Source organism: Pannonibacter phragmitetus DSM 14782, from assembly GCF_000382365.1.
In the GTDB taxonomy this organism is placed as follows: domain Bacteria; phylum Pseudomonadota; class Alphaproteobacteria; order Rhizobiales; family Stappiaceae; genus Pannonibacter; species Pannonibacter phragmitetus.
Window position 1 is genome coordinate 37435 of record NZ_KB908216.1, and the last position, 23440, is coordinate 60874.

Annotated in this window: 17 protein-coding genes and 1 tRNA gene; 7 read left to right on the top strand and 11 right to left on the bottom strand. The window is 64.2% G+C overall.

What is annotated here, in order from left to right; translation table 11 throughout:
- Positions 1 to 66: 66 nt before the first annotated feature.
- The 6 genes from pabB to H163_RS0105100 all read right to left on the bottom strand — a co-directional run bounded on the left by pabB (position 67) and on the right by H163_RS0105100 (position 6519).
- Positions 67 to 1863, bottom strand: coding sequence for an aminodeoxychorismate synthase component I (gene pabB, locus H163_RS0105075; RefSeq protein ID WP_019963471.1), 1797 nt, complete (start codon positions 1861 to 1863; stop codon positions 67 to 69).
- A gap of 138 nt (positions 1864 to 2001) precedes the next feature.
- On the bottom strand, positions 2002 to 2976 hold the full coding sequence (locus tag H163_RS0105080) for a zinc metalloprotease HtpX (RefSeq protein WP_019963472.1): 975 nt from the start codon (positions 2974 to 2976) through the stop codon (positions 2002 to 2004).
- Between the two features lie 70 nt (positions 2977 to 3046).
- A complete protein-coding gene (locus H163_RS0105085; protein ID WP_019963473.1) occupies positions 3047 to 4561 on the bottom strand; it encodes a methyl-accepting chemotaxis protein in 1515 nt (504 codons plus the stop codon).
- A 242-nt stretch (positions 4562 to 4803) separates the two neighbouring features.
- Positions 4804 to 5448, bottom strand: a complete 645-nt coding sequence (locus H163_RS0105090; protein ID WP_019963474.1) for a hypothetical protein — start codon at positions 5446 to 5448, stop codon at positions 4804 to 4806.
- Positions 5448 to 6134, bottom strand: coding sequence for a peptide-methionine (S)-S-oxide reductase MsrA (gene msrA, locus H163_RS0105095; protein WP_019963475.1), 687 nt, complete (start codon positions 6132 to 6134; stop codon positions 5448 to 5450). Before msrA ends, H163_RS0105090 begins: the two co-directional genes overlap by 1 nt.
- Positions 6135 to 6198: 64 nt before the next feature.
- Positions 6199 to 6519: a hypothetical protein gene (locus H163_RS0105100; protein WP_019963476.1), complete on the bottom strand. Its 321-nt coding sequence runs from the start codon at positions 6517 to 6519 to the stop codon at positions 6199 to 6201.
- Between the two features lie 357 nt (positions 6520 to 6876).
- Here H163_RS0105100 and H163_RS0105105 point away from each other — a divergent pair.
- Positions 6877 to 6966, top strand: a tRNA-Ser gene (locus H163_RS0105105).
- 206 nt (positions 6967 to 7172) lie between these two features.
- Here the strand turns inward: H163_RS0105105 and H163_RS0105110 are convergent.
- Together H163_RS0105110 and H163_RS0105115 are read right to left on the bottom strand one after the other, a co-directional pair.
- On the bottom strand, positions 7173 to 7472 hold the full coding sequence (locus tag H163_RS0105110; protein ID WP_019963477.1) for a hypothetical protein: 300 nt from the start codon (positions 7470 to 7472) through the stop codon (positions 7173 to 7175).
- 20 nt (positions 7473 to 7492) lie between these two features.
- Positions 7493 to 8494 (bottom strand): GNAT family N-acetyltransferase, encoded by a 1002-nt coding sequence (locus tag H163_RS0105115; protein WP_019963478.1) that lies wholly within the window; start codon positions 8492 to 8494, stop codon positions 7493 to 7495.
- A gap of 416 nt (positions 8495 to 8910) precedes the next feature.
- Between H163_RS0105115 and H163_RS0105120 the strand changes: the two genes are divergently transcribed.
- Together H163_RS0105120 and H163_RS0105125 are read left to right on the top strand one after the other, a co-directional pair.
- Positions 8911 to 12123 (top strand): autotransporter domain-containing protein, encoded by a 3213-nt coding sequence (locus H163_RS0105120; RefSeq protein ID WP_019963479.1) that lies wholly within the window; start codon positions 8911 to 8913, stop codon positions 12121 to 12123.
- A gap of 150 nt (positions 12124 to 12273) precedes the next feature.
- On the top strand, positions 12274 to 13038 hold the full coding sequence (locus tag H163_RS0105125; protein ID WP_019963480.1) for a DeoR/GlpR family DNA-binding transcription regulator: 765 nt from the start codon (positions 12274 to 12276) through the stop codon (positions 13036 to 13038).
- Positions 13039 to 13089: 51 nt separating this feature from the next.
- Here H163_RS0105125 and H163_RS0105130 read toward each other — a convergent pair whose 3' ends face one another.
- The 3 genes from H163_RS0105130 to H163_RS0105140 form a co-directional block, all read right to left on the bottom strand.
- Positions 13090 to 14991: a TRAP transporter permease gene (locus H163_RS0105130; RefSeq protein ID WP_019963481.1), complete on the bottom strand. Its 1902-nt coding sequence runs from the start codon at positions 14989 to 14991 to the stop codon at positions 13090 to 13092.
- A gap of 72 nt (positions 14992 to 15063) precedes the next feature.
- On the bottom strand, positions 15064 to 16062 hold the full coding sequence (locus H163_RS0105135) for a TAXI family TRAP transporter solute-binding subunit (RefSeq protein WP_019963482.1): 999 nt from the start codon (positions 16060 to 16062) through the stop codon (positions 15064 to 15066).
- A gap of 63 nt (positions 16063 to 16125) precedes the next feature.
- Positions 16126 to 17076: a dihydrodipicolinate synthase family protein gene (locus H163_RS0105140; RefSeq protein WP_019963483.1), complete on the bottom strand. Its 951-nt coding sequence runs from the start codon at positions 17074 to 17076 to the stop codon at positions 16126 to 16128.
- 148 nt (positions 17077 to 17224) lie between these two features.
- On the opposite strand from H163_RS0105140, the gene H163_RS0105145 reads away from it, so the two are divergent.
- The 4 genes from H163_RS0105145 to cas2 all read left to right on the top strand — a co-directional run bounded on the left by H163_RS0105145 (position 17225) and on the right by cas2 (position 23394).
- Positions 17225 to 18265 (top strand): LacI family DNA-binding transcriptional regulator, encoded by a 1041-nt coding sequence (locus tag H163_RS0105145; protein WP_019963484.1) that lies wholly within the window; start codon positions 17225 to 17227, stop codon positions 18263 to 18265.
- A 459-nt stretch (positions 18266 to 18724) separates the two neighbouring features.
- Positions 18725 to 22012, top strand: coding sequence for a type II CRISPR RNA-guided endonuclease Cas9 (gene cas9, locus H163_RS0105155; protein WP_019963486.1), 3288 nt, complete (start codon positions 18725 to 18727; stop codon positions 22010 to 22012).
- A gap of 54 nt (positions 22013 to 22066) precedes the next feature.
- Complete coding sequence (cas1, locus tag H163_RS22250; protein ID WP_019963487.1) at positions 22067 to 23032, top strand: type II CRISPR-associated endonuclease Cas1; 966 nt, start codon at positions 22067 to 22069, stop codon at positions 23030 to 23032.
- On the top strand, positions 23029 to 23394 hold the full coding sequence (gene cas2, locus H163_RS0105165) for a CRISPR-associated endonuclease Cas2 (RefSeq protein WP_051105325.1): 366 nt from the start codon (positions 23029 to 23031) through the stop codon (positions 23392 to 23394). Before cas1 ends, cas2 begins: the two co-directional genes overlap by 4 nt.
- Positions 23395 to 23440: the final 46 nt, after the last annotated feature.

Consider the following 23440-nt stretch of genomic DNA (forward strand, 5'->3'; position numbering starts at 1 on the left):
TGTTTTGGCAAACGGCCTCTGGTTCCCGCAAACCAGCCTTGTGCACAAGCGCACAGGCAGGAAAATTCAGGCTTTTTCCTCCGGCAGCACCAGCTGCACCCGCACGAGGCCGCGCAGGGAGTTGCCTACATAGACAGGAGCCCCAGAGAAGAGATCGGCGCACGTCAGGTCGGCTTCTGCGGCCAGGCGCTTGTCCAGCAAGGCCGCCCGCAGCGTGCCGGGCAGCACGCCGTGCTTCAGAGCGGGCGTCAGCAAACGGCCATGGCGGGCGATGAAGAGGTTGGTGAAGCTGCCCTCAGTCAGAAAGCCATCTTCGTTTTCGAACAGGATTTCCTTGAACCCTGCTGCCATGGCCGTCTTGAGGCTCTCATCATACAGAGCGCGGCGGGTGGTCTTGTGGAAGAAGAACCGGTCCTCAGCCGAAGTGCGTGTGGACGAGAGGGTGACGGGCCAGACTTCGCCCGTTGCCGTGGGCACGAAATCCGCATGGGTAAGTGTCACCGCCCCATCTGCCGCCAGCAGCAACCGCACCCGCTGCGGCCCGGTGAAGCCCCTGGCCAACTCTGCAAGCTGTGCCTCGATGCCCGCCGGATCGCAGGCAAAGCCGAAGTAACGGGCGCTGTCTGTGAGCCGCGCCAGATGCCGGGCAAGCAGCAGATAGCACTCCTCCGGCGTCCAGCCCAGCGTCTCGATCAGCTCGAAACTCTCGTCCGGCGCGGTCAGGAAACGCAGCTTCAGCAGGCATTCGTCATATTCGGGCGCAGCGCCGGAATCGAACACCACGCCCGAGCCGATGCCCGCCTCGCCGGTGCCATCCTCTTTCAGCACCAGCGTGCGGATGGCAACGTTGAAGCTGAAATCACCGGAGGGCGCGATGGCGCCGATGGAGCCGGTGTAAACGCCGCGCGGCCCCGTTTCCTGCGCCCGGATGATCTGCATGGCGCTGAGCTTCGGCGCGCCCGTGATCGAGCCGCAGGGAAACAGGCCTTCGATGATGGCGGGAAGCTCTATGCCCGGCAGCAGGCGGCCAGAGACGCCGGTGACCATCTGGTGCAGGCTGCGGTAACGCTCCACCGCAAAGACATCATGCACGGCAACCGAACCGGCCTCCGTCACCCGCGACAGGTCGTTGCGCATGAGATCGGCGATCATGACGTTTTCGGCCCGCTGCTTCGGATCGCTGGCGAGCCTTGCCGCAATCGCGGCGTCTTCCGCAGTATCACGCCCGCGCGGAGCAGTGCCCTTCATCGGCCGGGTGCGCAGCGCCTCGCCCCTGCGCTCCAGAAACAGCTCCGGCGACAGAGAGAGGATGGCCCGGTCCTCCAGCTTGATGAAAGCTGCATAAGGCACCGGCTGGCGGCGCAGCAGCCGGGCAAACTGCGCTTCCACCGGCCCGTGATGGGCAAAACGGGCCCGCATGGTGAGATTTGCCTGATAGATATCCCCCACCGCCAGATGGTGCTGCACGGCGGAAAAAGCCTCAGCATAACGCGTCCGGTCCATGTCGTAGCTCAAGCCGGAGACAGACGCCTCTGCCCCGCCGGAGGCCTGCGCCAGCAGCGCAAAGACCTCTGCCAGCGTCAAGTCCTGCGGTGCATCGTAGACGCCGAACCAGGCCAGCAGCTCACCCGTATCCTGATGGCTTGCCGCCAGCTTCGGCTCGAAGGCAAAGCCGAACTCATAGGCGAAGAACCCGGCCAGATGCGCGCCGTCCTTCCGGGCCGCCTCAAGCTGTGCCAGGAACGCCGGAACCTCCTGCAGTGCGCGGCAGATGAGCACACGGCGCGGCGCGGAGAATAACTTCGCCCTGCCCGTCTTCAACGCATCCACCAGCAGCACCGTGCCGGCGGGCAAGGGCGCCAAGAAGTGTCCGGGATCTGTCGCGTGAGTGCCGGTCAAGGGAGCATCCGTCTGGTATGGAGGCGGATACATGCCGCGCCCATCCCGCAAGGGCAAGCCCCAAAGCGGCATTCCATCCCGCTTCTGCGTCAGCCGGCAGGCTCAGTACCACACCCCAAGCCCGCGGGCGCGGAAGCGCGGCTTGCCGATATTGGGCACGAAGGACTTTCCGGCCACTGGCGCCCCGTGATCGAAGACCAGCGGATCGCCATGGAGCTTCAGTTCGCGCAGGCGCTGCACCCGCTCTTCGGTCTTCGGGTGGCTGCGCAGGATCGACGGCTCGGGAATGCGCGCGCCCGGCAGGGCCATCGCCTCCCACATGCGCCCCTGCACCCGCTCCAGCTTCAGCAGGGCAAAGGCAAGGCCGTCCGGGTCGCCGGTCAGTTCGGCAGCGCCAAGGTCGGCATCAAACTCCCTTGTGCGCGACAGCGCCAGCTGCAGCAGCGTGCCCACGGTGGGCGCTGCCATCAGCAGCACGATCAGCAGCCACGGCACACCGGCACCGCCCGCGATCATCGACGGGATGTGGAAGAAGAACAGGAACAGACCCACGAAAGACATGGAGGAAGTGAGCCGCGCCACAATATCAGCCAGCGCCATCACCCGCACATCGCCGTTGCGGATGTGGCTGACCTCATGCGCCATGACGCCCGCAAATTCGCGCAAGGTGAGCCCGCGGATCAGCCCGTCCGTCACGCAGACGGCCGCATCCTCCGCCTGGCCCACGGCAAAGGCATTCATCATCCGGCTCGGCACGTAATAGAGCTTCGGCACGGCCGGCAGGCCCGCCCGGCGGGCGAGCACCGTCAGCACCTGATGGCCCTCGGGAAACACATGTTCCGGCAGATGCCGCGCCTTGTAGAGCCGCAGCACCAGCGCGGGCGACACATTCATCGCTCCGTAGAGCATGAAGCCACCGCCGCCCAGCGCCCACAACACGCCCGTCTGCCCGCCCAGCACATAGGCACAGACCACAAGCAGCAGAAGGCTGCCTGCGGCAAGCAACGCAGTGTGCAACCGGTTTTCAAACCCGCGCCGCCTGCGCAGCGCCGCATCAAGGACTGTGTTCTGGCTCATGAAGAATAGGTAGGCGCATCGGCTGCCAAAGTCATCCCCTGACGCCAATCACCTGCGCGGAGGCCTTGCCTCATGCGGCGAAGGCGCCGTGGGTTCTGCCGTCCTCGGTTTCCAGCGCATCGCGCAGCTTTGCCGCCTGCGCTTCCAGCTCCGCCAGTCCCTGCTGCAAAGAGGTGGCCGACGCGCCGAGGCTGGCCGTCAGCGCGAAAAGGGCGCCGGTCTCTCCGGCAAGGCGGCTGTTGCCATCCAGCACATCGCGGGCGGTTGCCTCAAGGCGGGTGGCCGTTTCTTCCTGTGCGGCGATGGCACGGGCGATCTCCGCCGTGCTTTCATCCAGCGTGCCCATGACGGACGTGATCCCGCCGATGGCCTCGACCGCGCCCTTTGTCTCTGCCGCAATGGCGTTGATCTGGGCGGTGATGTCGCTCGTGGCCTTGGCTGTCTGGGTGGCGAGATCCTTCACCTCCGAGGCAACAACGGCAAAGCCGCGCCCGGCAGCCCCCGCACGGGCTGCCTCGATGGTGGCATTGAGCGCCAGAAGATTGGTCTGCCCGGCGATCGCCTGGATCATGCCCACCACTTCGCCGATGCGGCCCACAGAACCGGCAAGGCTGGTGATGCGCTGGCTGGAGACTTCCGTGCCCCGTGCCGCCTCGGAGATGGCGCCCGACGCCCCGGCGACCTTGCGGGCAATATCGCCGGCAGAGGCGGCCAGTTCGCCCGAGGCATTGGCAATCTTCTCGATCCGGCCGGATGTGGCGCTGCCGGTGCCGCCCAGCCCGGCGCTGCCTTGCGCCCCGTCTCCGATGCGTGAGGCCAGTGCTGCCGCCTGACGGCGCAGATCCGAGATCTGGCCCGAGATCAGCGCAAGGCCTGTTTCCAGCTCGGCCCGTTTCAGGGCAGAGGCAGCCGACAGCCCCCTCTCGTGCAGCGGCTCAGGAGAAGCCGGGACGGGCAGAGGCATGGCGAGTACGGAAGGCTCTGGCCGGCGCGTCATTGCCAGCTCCGCCTCAAGCGCACTGATGCGCCGCTGAGCGTCAACCAGTTCGGCGTTGTCCGCCTGCTCCAGATGCTGAAGATGCGCAAGGAAGCGGCAAAGGGCGCCCGTGAAAAGGCCCGTCACAGCCACATAGGCCAGCACCTGCGGCCAGCCGCTGCCTTCCGGCGGGATGGCCCAGGGGTAAAAGGCCGCAGCCAGAACATGCAGGGCGGCGGTAGCAGTGCCATAGGCGGCCGTCATGCGCCAGTCCAGCGCAGCGGCGAGCACAGCCAGCAGCAGCAGCCCGTAAAGCTGCGCAAGGTGCTGCCAGGCCGTGAAGGCCGGATCATCCGTCAAAGAGGCCATGAGGAGAAGCGACAGGCAGGCCATGACGATGGCCGCAGCCATGCGGGCCGCCGTGCCCTGCTCTGCCCGCAGCCACAGGGCCGTGGCGCAGGCCCCCAGAATGAGCGCTGCGCCCGAGACCATGGAGGCAGAGGTCTGCGGATTGAACCAGCCAGCCGCCGTCACGGCCAGAACATTGGCCCAGAGGAAGAACATCAGCAGCCTGAAGCCTGCAGCACGCAGGCTGTCGTAGCGGATCATGCCGTTCTCGCCTTCAGCACACCCTCCGGGGCGCGCTCGCAGCAGCCGTCATCCGGCAGCGGTTTTCACAAGGTTCAGACGGGGAAAGGCTGACGGCACCGCCAGCCGGACGAAAGACACACCCCAGCCAAGGTAACGCTAGGCTGATCATGCTTAACGATGTGTGAATGCGAGGCAAACTGCAAGCATATGGAGGCAGTATTTGCCGGCCGGGCGCTGCGCCCGGCCTTTATACTATTTCCTCAAGGACCCTGCACCGCCTCGGCCGTGGCCACGGCCTCTGCCTCGGGCAGGAGCCCGGCCCAGGCCAGCACATGCTGGATGAGCGCGATCTGCGCCTGCCGCCGCTGCCAGCGGGCTGCCGCCTCACCTTCCTGCAGCAAATGGGCATCCGGCCTTTTCGTCTCGTCAGCAGCCTTGCGCCGCAGCTTGCGCAGATAGGCCTTGCAGCGGGCCCCATCCGCCTGAAACGGCGCCAAAGACACCGCATCCCCCTCGCAGCGGCGCAGCAGCGCGTCTGCCGCCGCCGAAAGCTCCGCCAGAACCGCAGGGTCGGGTGCCGTTTCGGCGGCCAGAAGGCGTGCCAGATGCTTCATGGCGCGGGAGGCGGCCTGCAGCCGGGCTGCCCGGGCCGGATAGGCTGGGCCCATGGCCTTGCGGAACACCTTGAAGCACCAGCGCGCTTCCCTGAGTTCCCGGCGTGCGGCAGCGATGGCCGCCCGGTCCGGCTGCCCCTTCAGCGCCGCACGTGCCGTGATCACCCCGTCAAGGATCATCGCCCGCAGAATGACGCCTGGCGGCGCGCCATGGGGCGCTGCCAGCCCGTTCTGCGGGCAGCCGGTCAAAAGATAAGTTCCAGCTGCAATATCCCGGGTGCGGTCCAGCATCAGGCCCCGCTCTCCTCTGCGCTTTCCGGCAAGGCCGGTGCAGGGGAACAGACTACGCCCGTGCCGCGCAGGCTGCAGTAGCCGTTCGGATTTTTCGCCAGATACTGCTGGTGATAGTCCTCGGCAAAATAGAACGGAACGCCGGTGGCCAGTTCCGTGGTGATGGCGCGCGTGTGCCCGGCCACCCGCAGATCGCCCGCATAGGCCGCGCGCGAGGCCTCCGCCTCGGCCAGCGTGGTCTCGTCCGGCAGATAGATCACCGAACGGTATTGCGTGCCCACATCATTGCCCTGGCGCATGCCCTCGGTGGGGTCATGCCGCTCCCAGAAGAGCTTCAGCAGCGCGGCCAGCGGCAGAACCCTGGGATCATGCACCACCAGCACCACCTCCGCATGGGCCGTGCGGCCCGTGCAGACCTCGTTGTAGGTCGGGTTCGGCGTGTGCCCGCCGGCATAACCTGCCGCCGTGACATGGACTCCTTCAAGGCTCCAGAAAGCCCGTTCAGCCCCCCAGAAACAGCCCATGCCGAAGCACACGGCCTGCATGCCTTCCGGCCATGGCGGCGTCAGCGGACGGCCCAGCACCGCATGCGGCTGCGTCAGGCGGACAGGTTCTGCCCGGCCCGGCAGGGCCTCAGCCGCCGTTGGCAGAACGAATTTCCGGCTCAGCATGGTCATGAAGGACATGTCTTGCACTCCCTGTGAGACAGATGGCGGCGGCCCAGCCGGAACAGGACAGCCTTTCACGGCATCAGATGATCTCGCGGCGCGTGCGGGCCGATCCCGCCGCCAGCAGCAGAAAGGCCGCAGGCATGGCCACCGCCCAGACCGGCAGCGACAGGACGGCGCCGATCACCCAGTCCCACGCCCAGGACCCCACATGGGTCACGATAGCCTTGCCGGCAAGGGCGAGGCTTTCGGCAGAGAACTCGGCCCAGACTTCCGCCAGCGGCGTGAAGGAGAAACCGGACGCCGCCACAGAGCGGCTTCCATCCACCACCGCCGCGACCACGGCAACACCAAGCAGAAAGAACCCGGCCAGTCGCAACACCAGGCGCAAGAGGGCATACATGCGTCCAGAGCCTCCCATTTCCACGGCCGGGCACTGCGGCCACCGGTCCGCCAGGACCTCATCTGATCCTCACAGTCCAGTCTCACTGCTTTTTTCAGATTTTGCCCCAAAAGACCATCCCGCAAAGAGGATGAAGCCGCCACGGCAAAGTTTTCCCCGGCCCTGAACGGCCCGAAGCCTGCCTGCACACCTTCAAAAGACCGCAGCTTTCCGCCATTTCCTGCAGCAACCCGCGACCCATCGCAGCCCCGAAGCAGCAACGCCCTGAAAAGCCGGAAAAAATTTGCCGCCGGTCCTTGCACTCCGCGTCCATCTGGGTATATTCCGCCCACTCCAAGCGGCAAGCCCGCTGCGGACGGACAGGTGGCCGAGTGGTTGAAGGCGCACGCCTGGAACGCGTGTATACGGGAAACCGTATCGAGGGTTCGAATCCCTCTCTGTCCGCCATTTTCTTCCAGACAGTGCTGATGAGTTTGGACGCAGCAAAGATGCTGCGGTCTTGGGTTCACGGCATCTGGCATGCCGGCCCATTGCGTTGGGGGCGGTAAAAGCAGGCGCTCTCCCCGCCCCTCGGTCTTCACTGAAACGGCATCAGCCCGCGCCGCAGCTGGCAGACTGGCGGAGCACCGCCAAGACCGGCAGCGTGCGGCTGCTCAGGTCCTGAGTTTGCTGCCAACCAGACTGATGGCGCACTGCTGTGCACCACCACCGGCGACCAGATCCAGTTCGTCCTCGCTCAGCACATCATCCTCGACGGGGGCCAGAACCTGAAAACCCTCTTCTGTCTCGACCACGGCGAGGCGCAGCGGCAGGGTGATGCCGTAGTGGCGCGAGACCGCATCATTCAGGTCTGCAAGGGCCTCCGCCCGGAATGCCGCGTCCTCGCTCAGCCGGCTCTGCACCTGCGTCACCTGACCGGCACCGAACATTTCATAGAGATCAATCGGCTTCATCTGATTGCCTTCCGTCTGCGTTAAATGTGAGAGGGGTCTTGCTGCCTGCCGGCGGCTGAGCGCATGACCCAGTGCTCGTCAACCTGCAGGGCGATCGGGCCAAAACGCCGGCGCACCAGCTGCATTTTCCGGGGCGTGCTGGTGTAGAACTGGGCAATCGAGGCAGGGCCGTGATGCGCGATCTGCGCCGCAAGGACCGCCCGGTAGCCGCCCAGAAGCCAGCCGCCCTGCCACAGCTCCCGGGAGATGTATGCGGAGCGGTAAACGATGACCGGCCGGTCACGGTAGCCCGCAAGGGGTACGGCGGTCCCGGTCTCCGCCGTAACCCAGCCGGCAAGCTGACCCGCTCTGCGGATCACGATGGAACAAGCGGGCTCGAAACGCCCGGCCTCCGGTACAGGATCAAAGCCGGGGTCATAGCCCGGCTGCCGCCGCAAGTCCCCGACTGCAGCCCGGTCAGCCTCCGTCAGGGGCGCCCAGGGGTCAAAGGTCAGGAATGCGGTCTGACGCAACCGGCGCTGAACCGCAGGCCATGCGTCCCCCGCCGCAAGCAGCGGCCCGGCCTCGCCGAAGGTGATCAGTTCCGAAAGTTGCGGTACATCGAACCCGGCCGATCGCAGGCACCCTTCCAGCGCGGCCCTGCGCTGCAGGCGGGATGTGTAGCGCACGCAAACCTCCGCGGCTCCGTCCTTCCGTGTTTCTTCCATGAACGCCCGGGCCAGAGCCGAGCCGATTCCCTTGCGCCGGGCCGCCGGGGACACGGCAAGCGACAGCATCTGCGCCTGTGGCGGATGACCCGTACCGGATGGGATCAGAATGCCGAATGCGAGCCCCGCAGGAACGCCTGCGGCACGGGCGCCCATGGCAATCCAGGGCGGCCTGACCGGTGACAGATGGCATGCAAGGCGTAGATAACCGAAAGCCGCGAAAGCCGCCGCCCCGCCCGTCAGGCGCTCGATCTGCACCCCGCCGCAGACCGGCACAACGGGCGCATCTGGTTCATTCTCAAGAACAGCCAGCACAGCTTATGTTCTCCTGGCCCTGCGCAAGGCGCAGCGCTGCAACAGCACCATGCCGAGGGGCCATTTCTCCCCGTGCGAGGGCGCACTATTTGCGGCGGCAGCACCATTGGCAAGGAAACATTTTGGGTAGAATTACCGAAGAACGCCGGATGGTGGGGCTTGAGGCTCGCCCTGTGCTTTCACCCGTTCCGGCAGGCCTCAGCGGCAGGGCAGCTCCGGTCGTTGCAAGGTGTGAAGCCGGAAGACCGGCACGGCCGGACTGCCGGCCTGATTATGATTTAAGCAGCCATCAACCGTGCAATGAGAGCGGCCAGCCCGCAAAATGTCATCAAAGTTACATTTTTGGCTGAGATAACGGCAGCATCAGGTGAGCATCTCCTCGCTTTTGATAAGTTTCGTCATCTCAGGATTCAAAAATGTCGCAAAGTTTACTTTCTGGCACGCGCCGTCTTGCGCGGCTGGCCAGTGTTTCGCGTCTGACCCTTGCGATTTGCAGTGCCACGGTTGCAAGCCTTGCCGGACCGGCACTGGCTGCAGATGGCACCTTCCGGCTGCTGACCTTCAACACGTGGAACGAACGATTCCGCAATGATGTGTCGCAGATGTCAAATTTCTTCGCCAACGGTCAGTATGACATCATCGCCTGGCAGGAGCTGCGTGCAAACAGCCCCTATGCAGCGCAGGTCCCCCCGATGCTGCAGGGCCTTGGCCTTGGCACCTACACCAGCACCCAGACGGGTGACACCGGCATCACGTCGCGGCTCAGCGGCACGGCGGGCGGTGTCAACGGCAGCGGCACCCAGGGCAACCGCTTCAGCTTCATCCAGCTCGACGCGCAGAACATGCTGCCGCAGACGACCGTGGCCTCCGTTCACTTCGACTATGCGGACGAATCCGTGCGCCGCGTTCAGGAAGCGCGCAACCTGCTCGACTGGGCCAGAACCGTGGATGGCCCGCTGATCGTGACGGGCGACTTCAACGCCGGTGATGTCTCCGAGCGCGGCCTGCATCACGTCGACCAGCAGAAGCTTCTGCTGCGCAGCTATCTGCGCTCCAACAACAGCTTCTACTATGACCTGCTGACCCAGTATGCGGTGGACCGCACGCAGCTGGACAGCTTCATCAGCACCAACAACGGCCGCACGCTGAGCAATTCGGACATTCCGGACACGATGTTCGTGCCCGAGACCTATGCGGTGCAAAGCAACACGCCGCAGACGATGAACCTGCTGAAGAAGCAGTTCATCCTTCTGCAGAAGCCGGGCGAGCGCGAGCAGTTTGCCCCGCATGACCTGCGCGACGGCAGCACCACCTGGCCCAGCGCCGGCGAGGATGCCACCAACACCTGGCCCAGCTGGGACCGCGCCAAGATTGACCACATCCTTGTCTCCCGTCCCTTCGGCAAATGGTGGGACCTGTCCAGTGACGCCAGCAACCCCTATGTGGGCGTCCTTGATCAGACGGGCTTTGCCAACAACGGCACCACGCCGCTGAGTGACCACGAACTGACGGCCCATGACATGAGGTGGGTTGGCCCGGCCCTGCAGAAATACGCCGCAGGTCAGGGCTCAGCCGACAAGACCCGGCTGGTCTGGGGCACGGAAGCTGCCGTGTTCAACGAGAAGAACAAGGTCTTCTACCTGACGCGCAACAACATGCGCACCGACCTCTATCTCGGCCAGATTGCCGATGAGGACGGCATGCCGCTTCTCACCAGTCTGACGCTGGCCGAAAAGAAGACGCTGCTCGATTGCATGAGCAAGGATCCGCGCTTCCAGCAGGCCATCCAGGATTACTGCATCGACGATCACAGCTTCATCGGCGAAACCCTGGTCAAGAATGGCGGCACCGTCATCGTTGATGAGGATGCAGCCCTTGGCGGCTCAAACGCCCAGCTGCGCCTTGCCGATGGCCGCCTGCGCGTTGCCGGCACCAGCATGGGCGAGCTGAACCGCGCCGTGGTTCTGGAAGGCACCGGCGGTGCCATCGATGTGGAAGCCGCCGGCCATTCGCTCACCATCGCCCGGACGGTTTCCGGCTCGGGCTCGCTGACCAAGGAAGGCGCAGGACGGCTGAACCTCACCGGTGTCAACACCTACACGGGCGGAACCACCGTCGCCGGCGGCACCTTGTCGGTGAATGGCTCCATCGCCAGCTCATCCATGGTCACGGTTCTGGACGGCGGCACGCTTGGCGGCACCGGCACAACGGGTGCACTGCGGATTGCACGGGGCGGCGTCCTGGCGCCCGGCAACTCCATCGGCACGCTGAACGTCAATGGTGACGTGACATTCGATCCGGGCTCGGTCTACCGGGTGGAAGTGGACCAGAGCGGCAACAGCGACAGGCTGGCAGCCACAGGCACGATCACCATCAACAACAGCACGCTCGACTTCGTGCCGGTCAACACCAGCATCGTGCCGCAGACTGCCTACACCATCTTCTCGGCTGCAGGCGGCATCTCGGGCACATTCGGCTCCGTCACCTCGAGCTATGCGTTCCTCAACCCCTATCTGACCTACACCGGCAACAGCATCAGCCTGCAGCTGCTGCGCAATGACGTGCGCTTTGCCGATGTGGCGGCCAGCGCCAACGGCCGGGCGGTTGCAGGGGCCATCGACGGCATGCGCGCCAGCGATCCGCTGTTCAATGCCCTGCTGCCTCTCTATGCCACAACGGCACGTGATGGCTTCCAGCAGCTTTCGGGCGAATTCTATGCCTCCATGGCAGGAGCGCTGGCAGAGGAAAGCCAGTTCAGCCGCGATGCCGTCACGTCCCGCATGCGGGCCCCGGCCTCCGGCTTCACGGACGGGCGCTGGCAGCCGTGGATGCAGAGCTACGGCGCTGTCGGCCGCACTGGAGGTGATGGCCTCGACACGCTGAAGCGGACGAGCGGCGGCGTGTTCTTCGGCACGGACATCGCGGTGGACAGCACCACGCGCCTTGGCGTCATGGGTGGCTATGGCTACACCCACCTCGCAAGCAAGGGTGTGGCGGCTTCGGCAGATGCCAACAGCGGGCTCATCGGCCTTTATGGCGCGACCGCAATCGACAAGCTGCGCTTCACCTACGGCTCCACCGTCTCCTTCTCCCGCGCCGATGCGGAGCGCACCGTTGCCTTCGGCAACTTCGCCAACGGCCTGCGGGCCAAGGTGAATGGCACCACCGCACAGGTGTTCGGTGAAGCCGCCTATGCCTTCGATCTGGAAAAGGTCACGCTCGAGCCTCTGGCAGGACTGGCCCATGTGCATGTGCGCAGCGGCTCCTTTGCCGAAAGCGGCGGTGCAGCGGCCCTGTCCGGTTCGGCATCCGGCTACGATGCCACCTTCACCACGCTGGGGCTGCGGGCCTTCACCGACCTGAAGCTGGGGGAAACGCTGGCGCGTGTCTCCGCAGAAGCCGGCTGGCGTCACGCCTTCGGCAGCGAGCCGCAGGCCACCCTGGCTTTCGACCGGGGCAGCGCCTTCAGCATCGAGGGCGCAGGTGTTGCACGCGACACCGCCTTCATCCGGACCGGTGTGGATGTGAACCTGCGGGAGAATGCGTCCCTGTCGCTCAAGTACACGGGCGGCTTCTCCTCCGAAGGCGGCACCCATGGCATTAATGCCGGTGTGAAGATCCGCTTCTAAGCATCCATCGGCCAGACGTCAGTGCAGGGCGGAGCAATCCGCCCTGTTTGTTTTGATTTTTCACACCATCTGCCATTGCCTGTCCCTGGACAGAAGGTTAGCTTTCGCCGGAACGCAGCTGAGCCCGGAATTATGTCTTGAAGGTCGGCAATGGATAAAAAGACCCGGCGGCAGTCGGAAATTCTGCTGCAACTCGAAAAGCTGCGTTACCTGTCCCTGGAAGACATCAGCCAGGCATTCAATGTCACCACGCAGACCGCGCGCCGGGATGTGCAGGATCTGGAGCTGGCTGGAAAGGTGCGCCGGCTGCATGGCGGTGCGGCGCTGGCCCAGCCGGTCGACCCTCTGGTGCTGCGTGCCCGGCGTGTGGAAAATGCGGCTGCGAAAGCGCGTATCGGTGAGGCCGTGGCGCGCGGCATTGCGGATGGGTCGGCCATTTTCATTGACGCCGGGACCACCTGTGAGGCCGTGGCCCGCGCCCTGCTCGGCCACAAGGGCCTCAGGGTCGTCACCTATTCCCTGCGTGTGGCAACCCTGCTCAGCGAAGGCACGGATTTCACCGTGGCCGTGCCGGGCGGCTTCGTGCGGCAGGTGGATGCCGGAGTGTTCCGCGCCGAGACGCCCGAGTTCATCGGCAGGTTCAAGTTCGACTGCGCCGTGATCTCCGTCAGCGGCATCGATTCTGCGGGCGATATCGGCGACGACGACCACGCGGAAGTCGCCGCCGTGCAGGCCGCCATGCGCCAGTCGGAGCGTATCGTGCTGGCCGTGGACAACAGCAAGTTCGGCCGCCGTGCCCTCGTCAAGCTCTCCGGCCTCAACGGCATCCACGAACTCGTCTGCGACGCCGAGCCGGAGCCCCCCTTGCGAGCCCTCCTCGACAAGGCGGCCGTTCAGGTCACTGTCGCCACGTAAAGGGCCTGGCCCGCAGCGCTGAGCCCGCCGCTCGACAGCGGGCTCGCCGGTTCATTCGGCAGGTGCCGAGAAGAGCAGGCCGGAGGAGCTGGAGCGGGCAGCAAAGGCCAGAGCCGCGACCAGCAGCCATCCCGCAGTAATCGCCCCAATCCACCAGAGTGAGCCGGAGGGCGCGATGACGGCTGTGAGGCCCAGCGCGCCGATGACCGCCCGTGACTGAAGCGACAGCGGCCGTCCGCACCAGCCGCCGAAGGCAATGGCCCATAGCGCGGTGGATGCAAAGAGCGCCAGACCGCCCAGAATGATCTCAGCCGCAGTGCCCTGCCACAGGATTGCCGGATCAAAGATGAAGCTGAAGGGCACGAAGAAGGCCACCAGCGACAGGCCGAAGGCAGAGAAGCTGGTCTTCATCACTGGCGCCTTGCCCACGGCAGCGGCGGCGAAGGAGGCAAGGGCGACGGGCGGCGTCACCATCGACAGCACACAGTAGTAGAAGATGAACATATGCGCCGCGAGGGGCGGAATGCCCAGATCCTTGATGGCCGGGACGAACAGCACCGCACCGATGATATAGGCGGCAACCGTCGGCAGGCCCATGCCCATGATGATGCAGCCCACCATGGCCAGCAGCAGGGAAGCAAACAGGGAGCCCTCAGCGACGGATGCGAGGGAACCGGCGAACTTCAGCGCCAGATTGGACTGTACGGCCACAGCAATGACCACGCCGATGACCGCAATCGGCACGGCAACCTCCGCAGCCTGGCGCGGCGCTTCCTTGAGCGCTTCGGCCACGGCCTTCCAGCTGTAGCGCGTGTTTTTGCGCAGGAACGGCACCACGAAGCAGGATGCTGCAGCAACCACCGCCGAATAGGCAGCGGAAAAACCGCTCATCAGCGCCCCGATGAGGATCAGCGGCGGCAGCAGCAGATGCAGGCGCGGGCCGATGGCCTTGGTTGCCGCAACCTCATCCGCCGTCATCGCCCGCAGGCCATCACGGCGCGCCATCAGATCCACCACCAGAAGCAATGCAACATAGAAGGCCAGGGCCGGAATGAGCGCAGCCAGAGCCACCTGTGCATAGGGCACATTCAGCATCTCGGCCATGATGAAGGCCGCAACGCCCATGACCGGCGGCATGATCTGCCCGCCTGTTGACGCGATGGCTTCGATGCCCGCAGCGCGGTGGTCCGGAAAGCCTGTCTTCTTCATGAGCGGAATGGTGAGGACGCCCGTCGAGACCACGTTTGCCACCGCGCTGCCGGAGATCGACCCCATCAGGGAGGAGGAAATGATCGCGGCCTTCGCGGTGCCGCCATTGGCCCGGCCTGCCATGCGGATCGCCAGATCAATGAACAGCTGACCGCCGCCGACAACTGCATAGGCCGCGCCGAACATGATGAAATAGAAGATGAAGTTGACCGATGTCGACGTGGTGATGCCCAGAACACCGGCTGTCGTCATGGTGGTGATTTCGATGGCCGCGTCCAGGTCAAAGCCCCGGAAGGACAGCCAGCCCGGCAGAAGATTGCCCCAAAAGGCATAGGCGATGAAGGCGAGCAGAACCCAGACCAGCACCATGCCGACCGCACGCCGCGCCCCTTCCAGAAGCAGCAGCACGAAGACGCAGCCGGCCGCAATGTCCTGCGGCAGCACCGGTGACACATTTTCCATGCGGGTGGTCAGCCGGTCATATTCGGCGAGGTAGTAGGCGCCAACGCCCAGCGTTGCCAGGATCAGCGCTGCATCCACAAGCGCCCTTGGAAAGGTGCTGCGGCCATCCCTCTGCAAGGGCGACCAGAGGAACAGGAGGATCAGCGCAATGCAGACATGGGCCGGCCGCTCGAACAGCGGCTGCTGCGGCACAAGAATGATCCAGAGCTGAAACAGGATGAAGAAGACACCCAGAACGAACCGGGTTGAACTCACAACCGAGCGGACAGACAGGGTTTGCATTTTTCGGACCTCCTCCCAGGGCGCGAACAGACAGGTGGCCGGTGCCGGGGAACGGCACCGGCTGCGGCGGAGTTACATCCAGCCGCGTTCCTTGAAGTAGCGGACGGCACCGGGATGAAGCTCGATCCCGACCGCCTCGGGCTTCCAGGCCGTCTCCGGCTTGAACTGCGCCCAGGCTGCGTGGGATTTCGCCAGAGCCTCGGCATTTTCGCAGAGGGTCTTGGTGATCAGATAGGCCTTCTCCTCGTCGAGCGAGGCATGGGCGACCAGCATGGTGCCCAGATTGGCGCCCGCCGTTGCGCCGGTCTGGCCATCGAACCACGGCCCATAGGTGCCCGCCGTCATGCCGCTGGCCGCCATCACCTCCAGTGCCTTTTGCGGGATGTCGAGGAAGGCCATCGGCGTGGTCAGGGCCACTTCGGAAATGGTCGGATGCCCCTTGACCACGGTGTCGATGTAGATGTCGGCACCGCCGTTGCGCAGCACATCGGGGATCTGCGGCGTATCGAGCTGAACAATGCCGCCGCCGTCCGCCTTGATCTTCTGCGCACTGGAGCCCAGCGCCTCCAGGATCATATGTGCGGCGGGCACAGCACTTGAGCCTGCCGGCTTGATGAGAATGCGGACCGGTTTGCCGGAGGCGAGAATGGCCTCCAGGTCACTGGTGCCCATCTGGTCCACAAAGGCCTTGCGTGCAATCACGCCGATATAGACATCGTTGAGCCCGCCCACCAGCGCCCGGATATCCGGTGCGGAGGCGCCCTCATAAACCGGATTTCCGTCACGCGCCCAGACAGCGGAGGCCACGTTGGACAGGGCGATCTCGGCCTTGCCTGACTGCACGACCATGGGATTGGCCACACCGCCGCCGCGCGCCAGCACCTCGACGGAATTCGGGCCCAGCACCGGTTCGATCATCTGTTCGAGAGTGGCAGCAAAGACATACCACGAGGTGCCCTCGCGCATGGCGCCGATGCGGATGTCCTGGGCCTGAGCCAGCGACCCGAAAAGAACCGCTGCGGCGAGTGCTCCGGCACCGGCCTTCAGGTGCCCGCTGATAAACTTGATCATGTTTCCTCCTCCCTTGCTCCCCTGTGGCAAAGCCCCCGCGCCTCACTGCGGGGGCTTTGTACCTTATTCTGCGGCCAGAAGCTGCTGATCGACGCGGCCGATGCCGGCCGCCTCGAAGGCTGCGAAGATTTCCTGCTCTGCCTTTTCGCCGAGGTCCTTGAGCGGCTCGCGGATCGTGGCATGATCCAGAACGCCGCGATGGACAAGGCCGAGCTTCAGCGCCACGGTGCCTTCCATATGCGAACCGCGGTGATAGACGGCACGGGTGACGGGCAGAAGCTGCTCGAAGATCTTGCGGGCTTCGGGGTAATTCTGCGCCTTGCCGGCCTCGATCAGATCGATGAGCAGTTCCGGGGCAATGTTGCCGTAGCCGACCAGCAGGCCGTCCACGTCAAACATCGTCGGCAGCAGCCATTCGTCATGGCAGGACAGGATCTGCAGATCCGGATTGGCTTTCTTCAGCTGCGGAATTTCGACGTACCAGCGCTTCATGTTACGCACGCCGTTCTTTGTGGCGACAACGCCTTCCTGCGTGGCGATGTCCAGCTGGGTGTCCAGATCATAGCTGGCCTTGGTGGCATCGGGATACTGGAACAGGATTTCCTGCAGGCCGGACTCCTCCCAGATGGCCTTGTACCGGCTCTGCGGAGCGCCCTTCTGGTAGCCGAAGCGCAGCCAGCCATGGTTCGGATACACCAGCGCGCCAGTTGCTCCGGCCGCCTTGCACTTGCGGGCCTCGGTTGCTGCCACCTTGGTGCCCTCACCAGTGATGCCGGCAATGATGGGGATCTGGCCGTTCACCGCTTCCACATAGACTTCGATGAGCTTCAGGCGCTCTTCCTCGGTGAGGAAGGTGCCTTCACCTGCATGGCCAAGGATCACGAGGCTCTTGACGCCGTTGATTGAGGCCAGCCAACGGGCAACACGGGCATTGGCGGCATAGTCGACGTTGCCATCGCGGTCAAACACGGTCACGGGGGCGGGGCTGAGGCCGCGCAGATCCATCGGGTTCATTGAGTTTCTCCTCCTCAAACTTTGCCGCAGACAGCCGTCCATCAGCAAAGGGAACGATATTGGGAACGTTCCCAATATCTGTTTGATCGCTGGTGCTGTCAAGTGGTAGAACCTCAAAATCCTGGCGCGAGGGACAGAGGGCGATTCGATGAAAAGTGACAAACGTGATGTGACTTCCCCTGCGCGCGTCACGATTCTGGACGTGGCGAAGGCCGCTGGTGTGTCGAAATCCAGCGTCTCCCGGTTCCTGGATGAGCGCATGCCGAAGTCGGACAGCGAGACGGCCCGAAGGGTCCGGCAGGTGGCGGCAGACCTTGGCTATGTGCGGGATGTTTCCGCCTCATCGCTGCGGCGCGGCAAGACCGGCATGGTGGGTGTGATTGTTCCGCGGCTGACGGATACGGTGATGGCGATGGTCTACGAGGCCCTGTCCCGTGCTGCGGCAAGAGCCGGCCTTTTCACCATCGTGGCAACAACCGAAGACGAGCCCGGAGCCGACAAACGCGCCGCCGATGCGCTGCTGCGGCGGGGGGTGGATGGCCTGATCCTGGCGACAGCGCGCGATGGCGAGGAGCTGACCGGCGAGTTGATGGACCGGAACGTGCCCTTTGTGCTCACCCTGCGCACCAACGGGCTGTGCCGGTCCTCCGTTGGCGATGACGCCCTTGGCGGATACCTGGCCACGCGCCACCTGATCGACCTCGGCCACCGGCGGATCGGCCTGATCGCCGGTCCGGCCTTCGCCTCCAGTGCAAGAGGCCGCACCGAAGGCTACCGCAGCGCCATGGCGGAGGCGGGCCTTGAGGTGAACCCCGGCTGGGTGCGGGAATCGACCTTCGGCATCGAATCAGGCGGAGAAGCGGCCCGTGCGCTGATGCAGCTGAGCGACTGCCCGACTGCCATCTTTGCGATCAATGACAACACGGCCATCGGCGCCATGTCAGCCCTCAGCCGCATGGGCCTGTCCGTGCCCGGCGATGTCTCTCTTGCGGGCTACAACGACATACCCATCGTCAGCCACCTGCCGACGCCGCTGACATCGGTCAAGGTTCCCTTCGACCAGATAGCCACCGTCGCCTTCGAGCTTCTGGCCGCCGAAGACCTGAAGCCGCAAGACCTCATCCGCATGGCCACCCCCACCCTGATCCCCCGCAAGTCAACCGCACCGGCGCCGCAAAGCGGCAAATGAACCGCCGTCAGCACCGGCGGCGGAAGCCGCCGCAGTTCAGGCCGCGCTGCGATGCTCTGCACCCATGCTTGCAGACCGCCCGGGGCAGGCTGCTGCGCAAATGAAAAAGCGGCCCCCGGAGGAGCCGCCTTATTTGGTGCTGTCTAGAGCGTGTTATCGACCAGACCGCGATTTCTGAACTGATATACGCATAGATTGCAGCATAACCAGCCGTCCGTCAATCCAGCCGGAACAACATATCCATTGACTTGAAAACTCAAACCAATAGGATGCAAGTCTGCCGTGTATAACTATACGGCATATAATCTCATGTTCCACCTCCCGCCTGGGCTGAACCGGCTTGCGCTGGGGTTAGAAGTTGTGCTTGCGGCTGTGAGTGGAATCGACTGCCGCAAGCACAACCAAACTTAGCGAGCTCTTCGCTTGTCTGTCAATCTGAAAAACCCCCAACATATCCATATGAAGAACCTCTTCTCCTTCGACATCGGCACAAATTCGATCGGCTGGGCCGTTCTGGCTCTCGATGGCAATGGCGATCCGGTGCGGATTATAGGTGCCGGGGTGCGGATCTTCTCGGACGGGCGCGACCCGAAGTCCAATGCTTCGCTGGCGGAAGCGCGGCGGATGGCGCGGGCCATGTCGCGGCGGCGGGACCGGACCTTGCGGCGCAAGCGGGCAACGCTGCGCACACTGGCCGAGATTGGCCTTATGCCGGACACATCCTCTGCACGGCAGGCGCTGCTGCGGGAAACCTCTGACCCCCGCAGCGATTCCGGCCAGCCCACCCGCAACCCCTATGCGCTGCGCGCCCTTGCGCTTGAGGAGAAGCTGCCGCTCTTCCACATTGGCCGTGCGCTGTATCACCTTGGCCAGCGGCGGGGCTTCAAGTCCAACCGCAAGACGGACCGCAAGGACAACAACAAGGGCAAGATCGCCCTTGGCATCGAGGAGCTGCGCACCGCCATGCGGCAGGACGGGGCACAGACCTATGGCCAGTGGCTCGCCCGGCGCCATGCGCTGGGGCAGACCGTGCGGCTGCGCTCCGGCGCGCTGGATCTGGAGGGGGAGGGCTATGCCTTTTACCCTGAGCGGCAGCTGCTGGAGGACGAGTTCCACCGAATCTGGGAGGCGCAGGCCAGCCATTATCCGGACATTCTGACGCCCGAACGGCGCGATCACCTGTTCACGGTCATGTTCTTCCAGCGCCCGCTGAAAAAGCCGCAGGTGGGCAAATGCTCCTTCAACAATCAAGAAGAGCGCGTGCCGAAGGCGCATCCGCTGTTTCAGGAGTTCCGCCTCTACAAGGAGGTCAACGAGCTTGAGATCGTCGAGCCGGACCTGACGCACAAGAAGCTGACGCTGGATCAGCGCAATGCACTGGTGAAGAAGCTGCAGGTCAGCCGCGAGGCGAGCTTTGCCGCGCTGCGCAAGGTACTGAAGCTGCGCCCCGACCAGCGCCTCAACAAGGAAAGCGAAAGCCGGACGAAGCTGAAGGGCAATGAAGTCTATGCCGTGCTGAGCGGCAAGACCTGCTTCGGCCCGCGCTGGGGCACCTTCAGCCAGGCGGAGCAATGGGCCATCATCGAGCGGCTGAAGGAGGAGGAAGACCCCATCCGCCTGTTTGCTTGGCTGCGCGGTGAGTTCGGCATTGAAGGTGAACAGGCGGCGGCCATTGCCAATGTCCACCTGCCGGAAGGCCACGGGCGGCTGGGCAAGGCGGCACTGGAGGCCATGCTGGAGGAGCTGAAGGAGGAGGTCATCCCCGAGGCCGAGGCGGCGAAGCGCTGCGGCTATGATCATGCCCGTCTTGGCGGCGGCAGCGACGAAGGCGAGGACGAGCTGCCGCCCTATCAGGAGATCCTGCAGCACCGCATTCCGCCGGGAACCAACAACCCGGATGATCCCTATGACATCGAAAAAGGCCGCTTCACCAATCCCACGGTGCATATCGCCCTGAACCAGTTGCGCCATGTGATGAACGCGCTGATCCGGCGCTATGGCAAGCCGGCGCAAATCGCGGTGGAACTGGCGCGTGATCTGAAGCTCTCTGAGCGGCAGAAGGAAGAGGTCAACCGCACCATTGCCCGCAACACCCGCGATGCGGAACGCCGGGGCAAAACGCTGGAAGAGAACAGGAAACTGAATACTGGCTACAATCGCAGCCTGTTGCGGCTGTGGGAGGAGTTGAACCCAAAGGTTGAAGACAGGTGCTGCATCTACACCGGCAAGCCGATCAGCATTTCCATGCTGTTTTCCGGCGAGGTGGACATTGACCACATCCTGCCCTGGTCCCGCACGCTGGATGACAGCCATGGCAACAAGCTGCTGTGCCTGCGCGAGGCAAACCGGGTGAAACGCAACCGGGCCCCGGCTGATGTAACCGAATGGCGGGACCGCTATGACGAGATCCTGTCCCGCGCCGCGCGCCTGCCGAGGAACAAGCAGGAGCGCTTCGCCCCAGATGCGATGGAACGGTTCGAGAAGGCTGGCGGCTTCCTCGCCCGTCAGTTGACGGACACGCAATATCTCTCGCGGATGGCGCTGGAATATCTCGCCTGCCTGTTTCCGGCCGAGGAGTTGGATGGCTTCGGGGAGCTAAGGCGGCACAGGCACATCAATGTTTGTCCCGGCCGCCTGACAGAAATGCTGCGGCGGAACTGGGGGCTGAACAGCATTCTGGCGGACAGCCATCTGGGCGAAACGGCGCAGGAGAAGAACCGCAAGGACCACCGGCACCATGCCATTGATGCCATTGTCATTGGCGTCACTGGCCGCAGCCTGCTCAACCGCATTTCTAACGCTGCCGGCCGGCTGGAGGCGCAGCAGCTGGAAACGCTGGTGAAGGCGGCGGCTGCGACGAACAAACCCTGGGACGGCTTCCGTGACGATGTGGCAAAGGTGGTGGGCGGCATCATCGTCAGCCACAAGCCCGACCACGGCACCGCAGGCCGCAGGGCCAAGGACCCGGCCCGGCAGCAGACGGCCGGGCGGCTGCACAATGACACGGCCTATGGCCTGACCGGCGAAACCGATGCACGCGGCAACACCATTGTGGTGCGGCGCAAACCGTTCCTGTCGCTCACCTCCAAGGATATTCCGTCCATCCGGGATGAAGCGCTGCGGGCGGTGCTGGAGCAGGCGCTGCGCGGCATTCCCGATGGCAAGGAGTTTCAGGCTGCGCTGGATGCCTTCCGCAAGCAGAAGGGCTTCCACCATTATCACGGCATCCGCCATGTGCGCCTGACGGAGCCGCTTTCGGTCATCGGAATCAAGGACCGGGACGGCAGGGTCTACAAGGGCTACAAGGGCGACGCCAATCAGCGCTACGATGTGTGGGAAACGCTGGACGGCAAGTGGCATGCGGAAGTCGTGTCCATGTTCGACGCGCACCAGCCGGGCTGGCAATCGCGCTTCCATGCGGAAAACCCCACTGCCCGCCGGGTGCTGAGGTTGCAGCAGGATGACATGGTGGCCCTGAATGCGCCTGACGGCGGCCGTCTTCTGGTGCGTGTGGTGAAGTTCCGGCAGAACGGGCAGATAACCTTCGCCGGGCATAACGAGAGTGGAAACCTGAAGGCCCGCGATGCGGCTAGCAACGAACAGGACCCTTTCAAATACATCTCGCGCATGGCCAGCAGCCTGAAGGACAGCGGTTGCCGCCAGATCCGCATCGATGCAGCCGGCAAGGTGTTTGACCCCGGCCCGCAGGACCGGGCCTCCAAACCGAAAAAACAATCCAAGCGATAAATTTCAAATATATCGCTTACCGGTTGATTTACCTGCCTGTGCCAGCCTTGGCGCATGAACAGGGTGTTAGACATTTCCAGCGATGGACTGCACCTCGCGGTCCATCGCGGTTTTCTGACGGTTTCGGACAGCGGTGCCGAAATTGGCCGTATTGCGCTGGATGATCTTGGCGCCGTGATCGTGCATGCGCATGGCACAACATGGTCCAATCATGTTTTCGTGCAGATGGCGGAGCGCAATGTGCCTGTAGTGCTTTGTGCGCCCAATCATGCGCCGGTTTCCGTGGTCTGGCCACTGGCAGGCCATCATGCGCAGGGCGGGCGCATGCAGGCGCAGGCCGCCGCTTCAAAACCTCTCAAGAAGCAGCTCTGGCAGCAGGTTGTCACCGCCAAGGTGCGCATGCAGGGCCACGTTCTGGCCTGCAACGGGCAGGAGGCCGGGGCCTTTTCCCTGCTGGCCCGCAAGGTGCGCTCGGGCGACCCGGACAACATCGAGGCGCAGGCAGCGCGGCGCTACTGGCAGGCGCTGATGGGGCCGGACTTCCGGCGAGACCAGAATGCGGAAGGCGCCAATGCCATGCTGAACTATGGCTACACGGTGCTGCGTGCCATCGTCTCCCGCTCCATCTGCGCTTCCGGCCTGCATCCCGGCCTTGGCATTTTCCACGCCAACCGGGGCAATGCCTTTCCTCTGTCCGACGACCTGATGGAGCCCTACCGCCCTCTCGTGGATCAGCTGGTGCTGAACCTCATCCGGCAAGGCATCACCGAAGTGGACCGGACCGCCAAGCAGAGGCTGGCGGCACTGGCGGGCTTCGACCTGCAGACGCCGGAAGGCACAAGCCCGCTGTCCGTGCAGGTGCAGCGGCTGACCCATTCCCTTGCGGTCAGCTTCGAGACCGGACAGCCGGTTCTTGCCCTGCCCGCCCTGCCCCATCCCGGCGAGTTGCAGACACTGGGCTGGCCTCAGGAGGCAGAGCCAGAGCGGGAATCTGGCCGGGAAGACATGGAGGAGGCATGAACAAGCGGAACCTCAGGGCCAACAGCGGCGCAACCCATTTGAGCGGATACAGGATCATGTGGATGCTGGTGACATTCGACCTGCCGGTCGAGACGAAGAAACAGAGGCACGCGGCCACCAAATTCCGCCAGTTTCTGCTGGATATCGGCTTCGAAATGAGCCAGCTTTCCAACTACCTGAGATTCTGCAGTGGCAAGGAAAAATTTGACGCCTATGTCCGCCAGATCGAGCAGGCGCTGCCGGAATGGGGCGATATCTACATCTTCCAGTTCACGGACCGCCAGTATGAAAACATCGTCCGATTCTCGGATCAGGCCCGCAAGAAGCGGAAGAAAAACCCGGAACAGCTTGCCCTGTTCTGATGGTTCTGGCCGTTTTGTGCGCAGGGAACTGCCCAATTCCCCTTTC

Bases quoted from the DNA above. Each gene is read 5' to 3' on its own strand.
- H163_RS0105130 (WP_019963481.1), bottom strand. From the start codon at position 14,991: ATGCAAACCCTGTCTGTCCGCTCGGTTGTGAGTTCAACCCGGTTCGTT.
- H163_RS0105090 (WP_019963474.1), bottom strand. From the start codon at position 5,448: ATGCTGGACCGCACCCGGGATATTGCAGCTGGAACTTATCTTTTGACC.
- msrA (WP_019963475.1), bottom strand. From the start codon at position 6,134: ATGTCCTTCATGACCATGCTGAGCCGGAAATTCGTTCTGCCAACGGCG.
- H163_RS0105140 (WP_019963483.1), bottom strand. From the start codon at position 17,076: ATGAACCCGATGGATCTGCGCGGCCTCAGCCCCGCCCCCGTGACCGTG.
- H163_RS0105100 (WP_019963476.1), bottom strand. From the start codon at position 6,519: ATGTATGCCCTCTTGCGCCTGGTGTTGCGACTGGCCGGGTTCTTTCTG.
- H163_RS0105125 (WP_019963480.1), top strand. From the start codon at position 12,274: ATGGATAAAAAGACCCGGCGGCAGTCGGAAATTCTGCTGCAACTCGAA.
- H163_RS0105110 (WP_019963477.1), bottom strand. From the start codon at position 7,472: ATGAAGCCGATTGATCTCTATGAAATGTTCGGTGCCGGTCAGGTGACG.
- H163_RS0105145 (WP_019963484.1), top strand. From the start codon at position 17,225: ATGAAAAGTGACAAACGTGATGTGACTTCCCCTGCGCGCGTCACGATT.
- cas2 (WP_051105325.1), top strand. From the start codon at position 23,029: ATGAACAAGCGGAACCTCAGGGCCAACAGCGGCGCAACCCATTTGAGC.
- H163_RS0105120 (WP_019963479.1), top strand. From the start codon at position 8,911: ATGTCGCAAAGTTTACTTTCTGGCACGCGCCGTCTTGCGCGGCTGGCC.
- H163_RS0105135 (WP_019963482.1), bottom strand. From the start codon at position 16,062: ATGATCAAGTTTATCAGCGGGCACCTGAAGGCCGGTGCCGGAGCACTC.
- H163_RS0105085 (WP_019963473.1), bottom strand. From the start codon at position 4,561: ATGATCCGCTACGACAGCCTGCGTGCTGCAGGCTTCAGGCTGCTGATG.
- cas1 (WP_019963487.1), top strand. From the start codon at position 22,067: ATGAACAGGGTGTTAGACATTTCCAGCGATGGACTGCACCTCGCGGTC.
- H163_RS0105080 (WP_019963472.1), bottom strand. From the start codon at position 2,976: ATGAGCCAGAACACAGTCCTTGATGCGGCGCTGCGCAGGCGGCGCGGG.
- cas9 (WP_019963486.1), top strand. From the start codon at position 18,725: ATGAAGAACCTCTTCTCCTTCGACATCGGCACAAATTCGATCGGCTGG.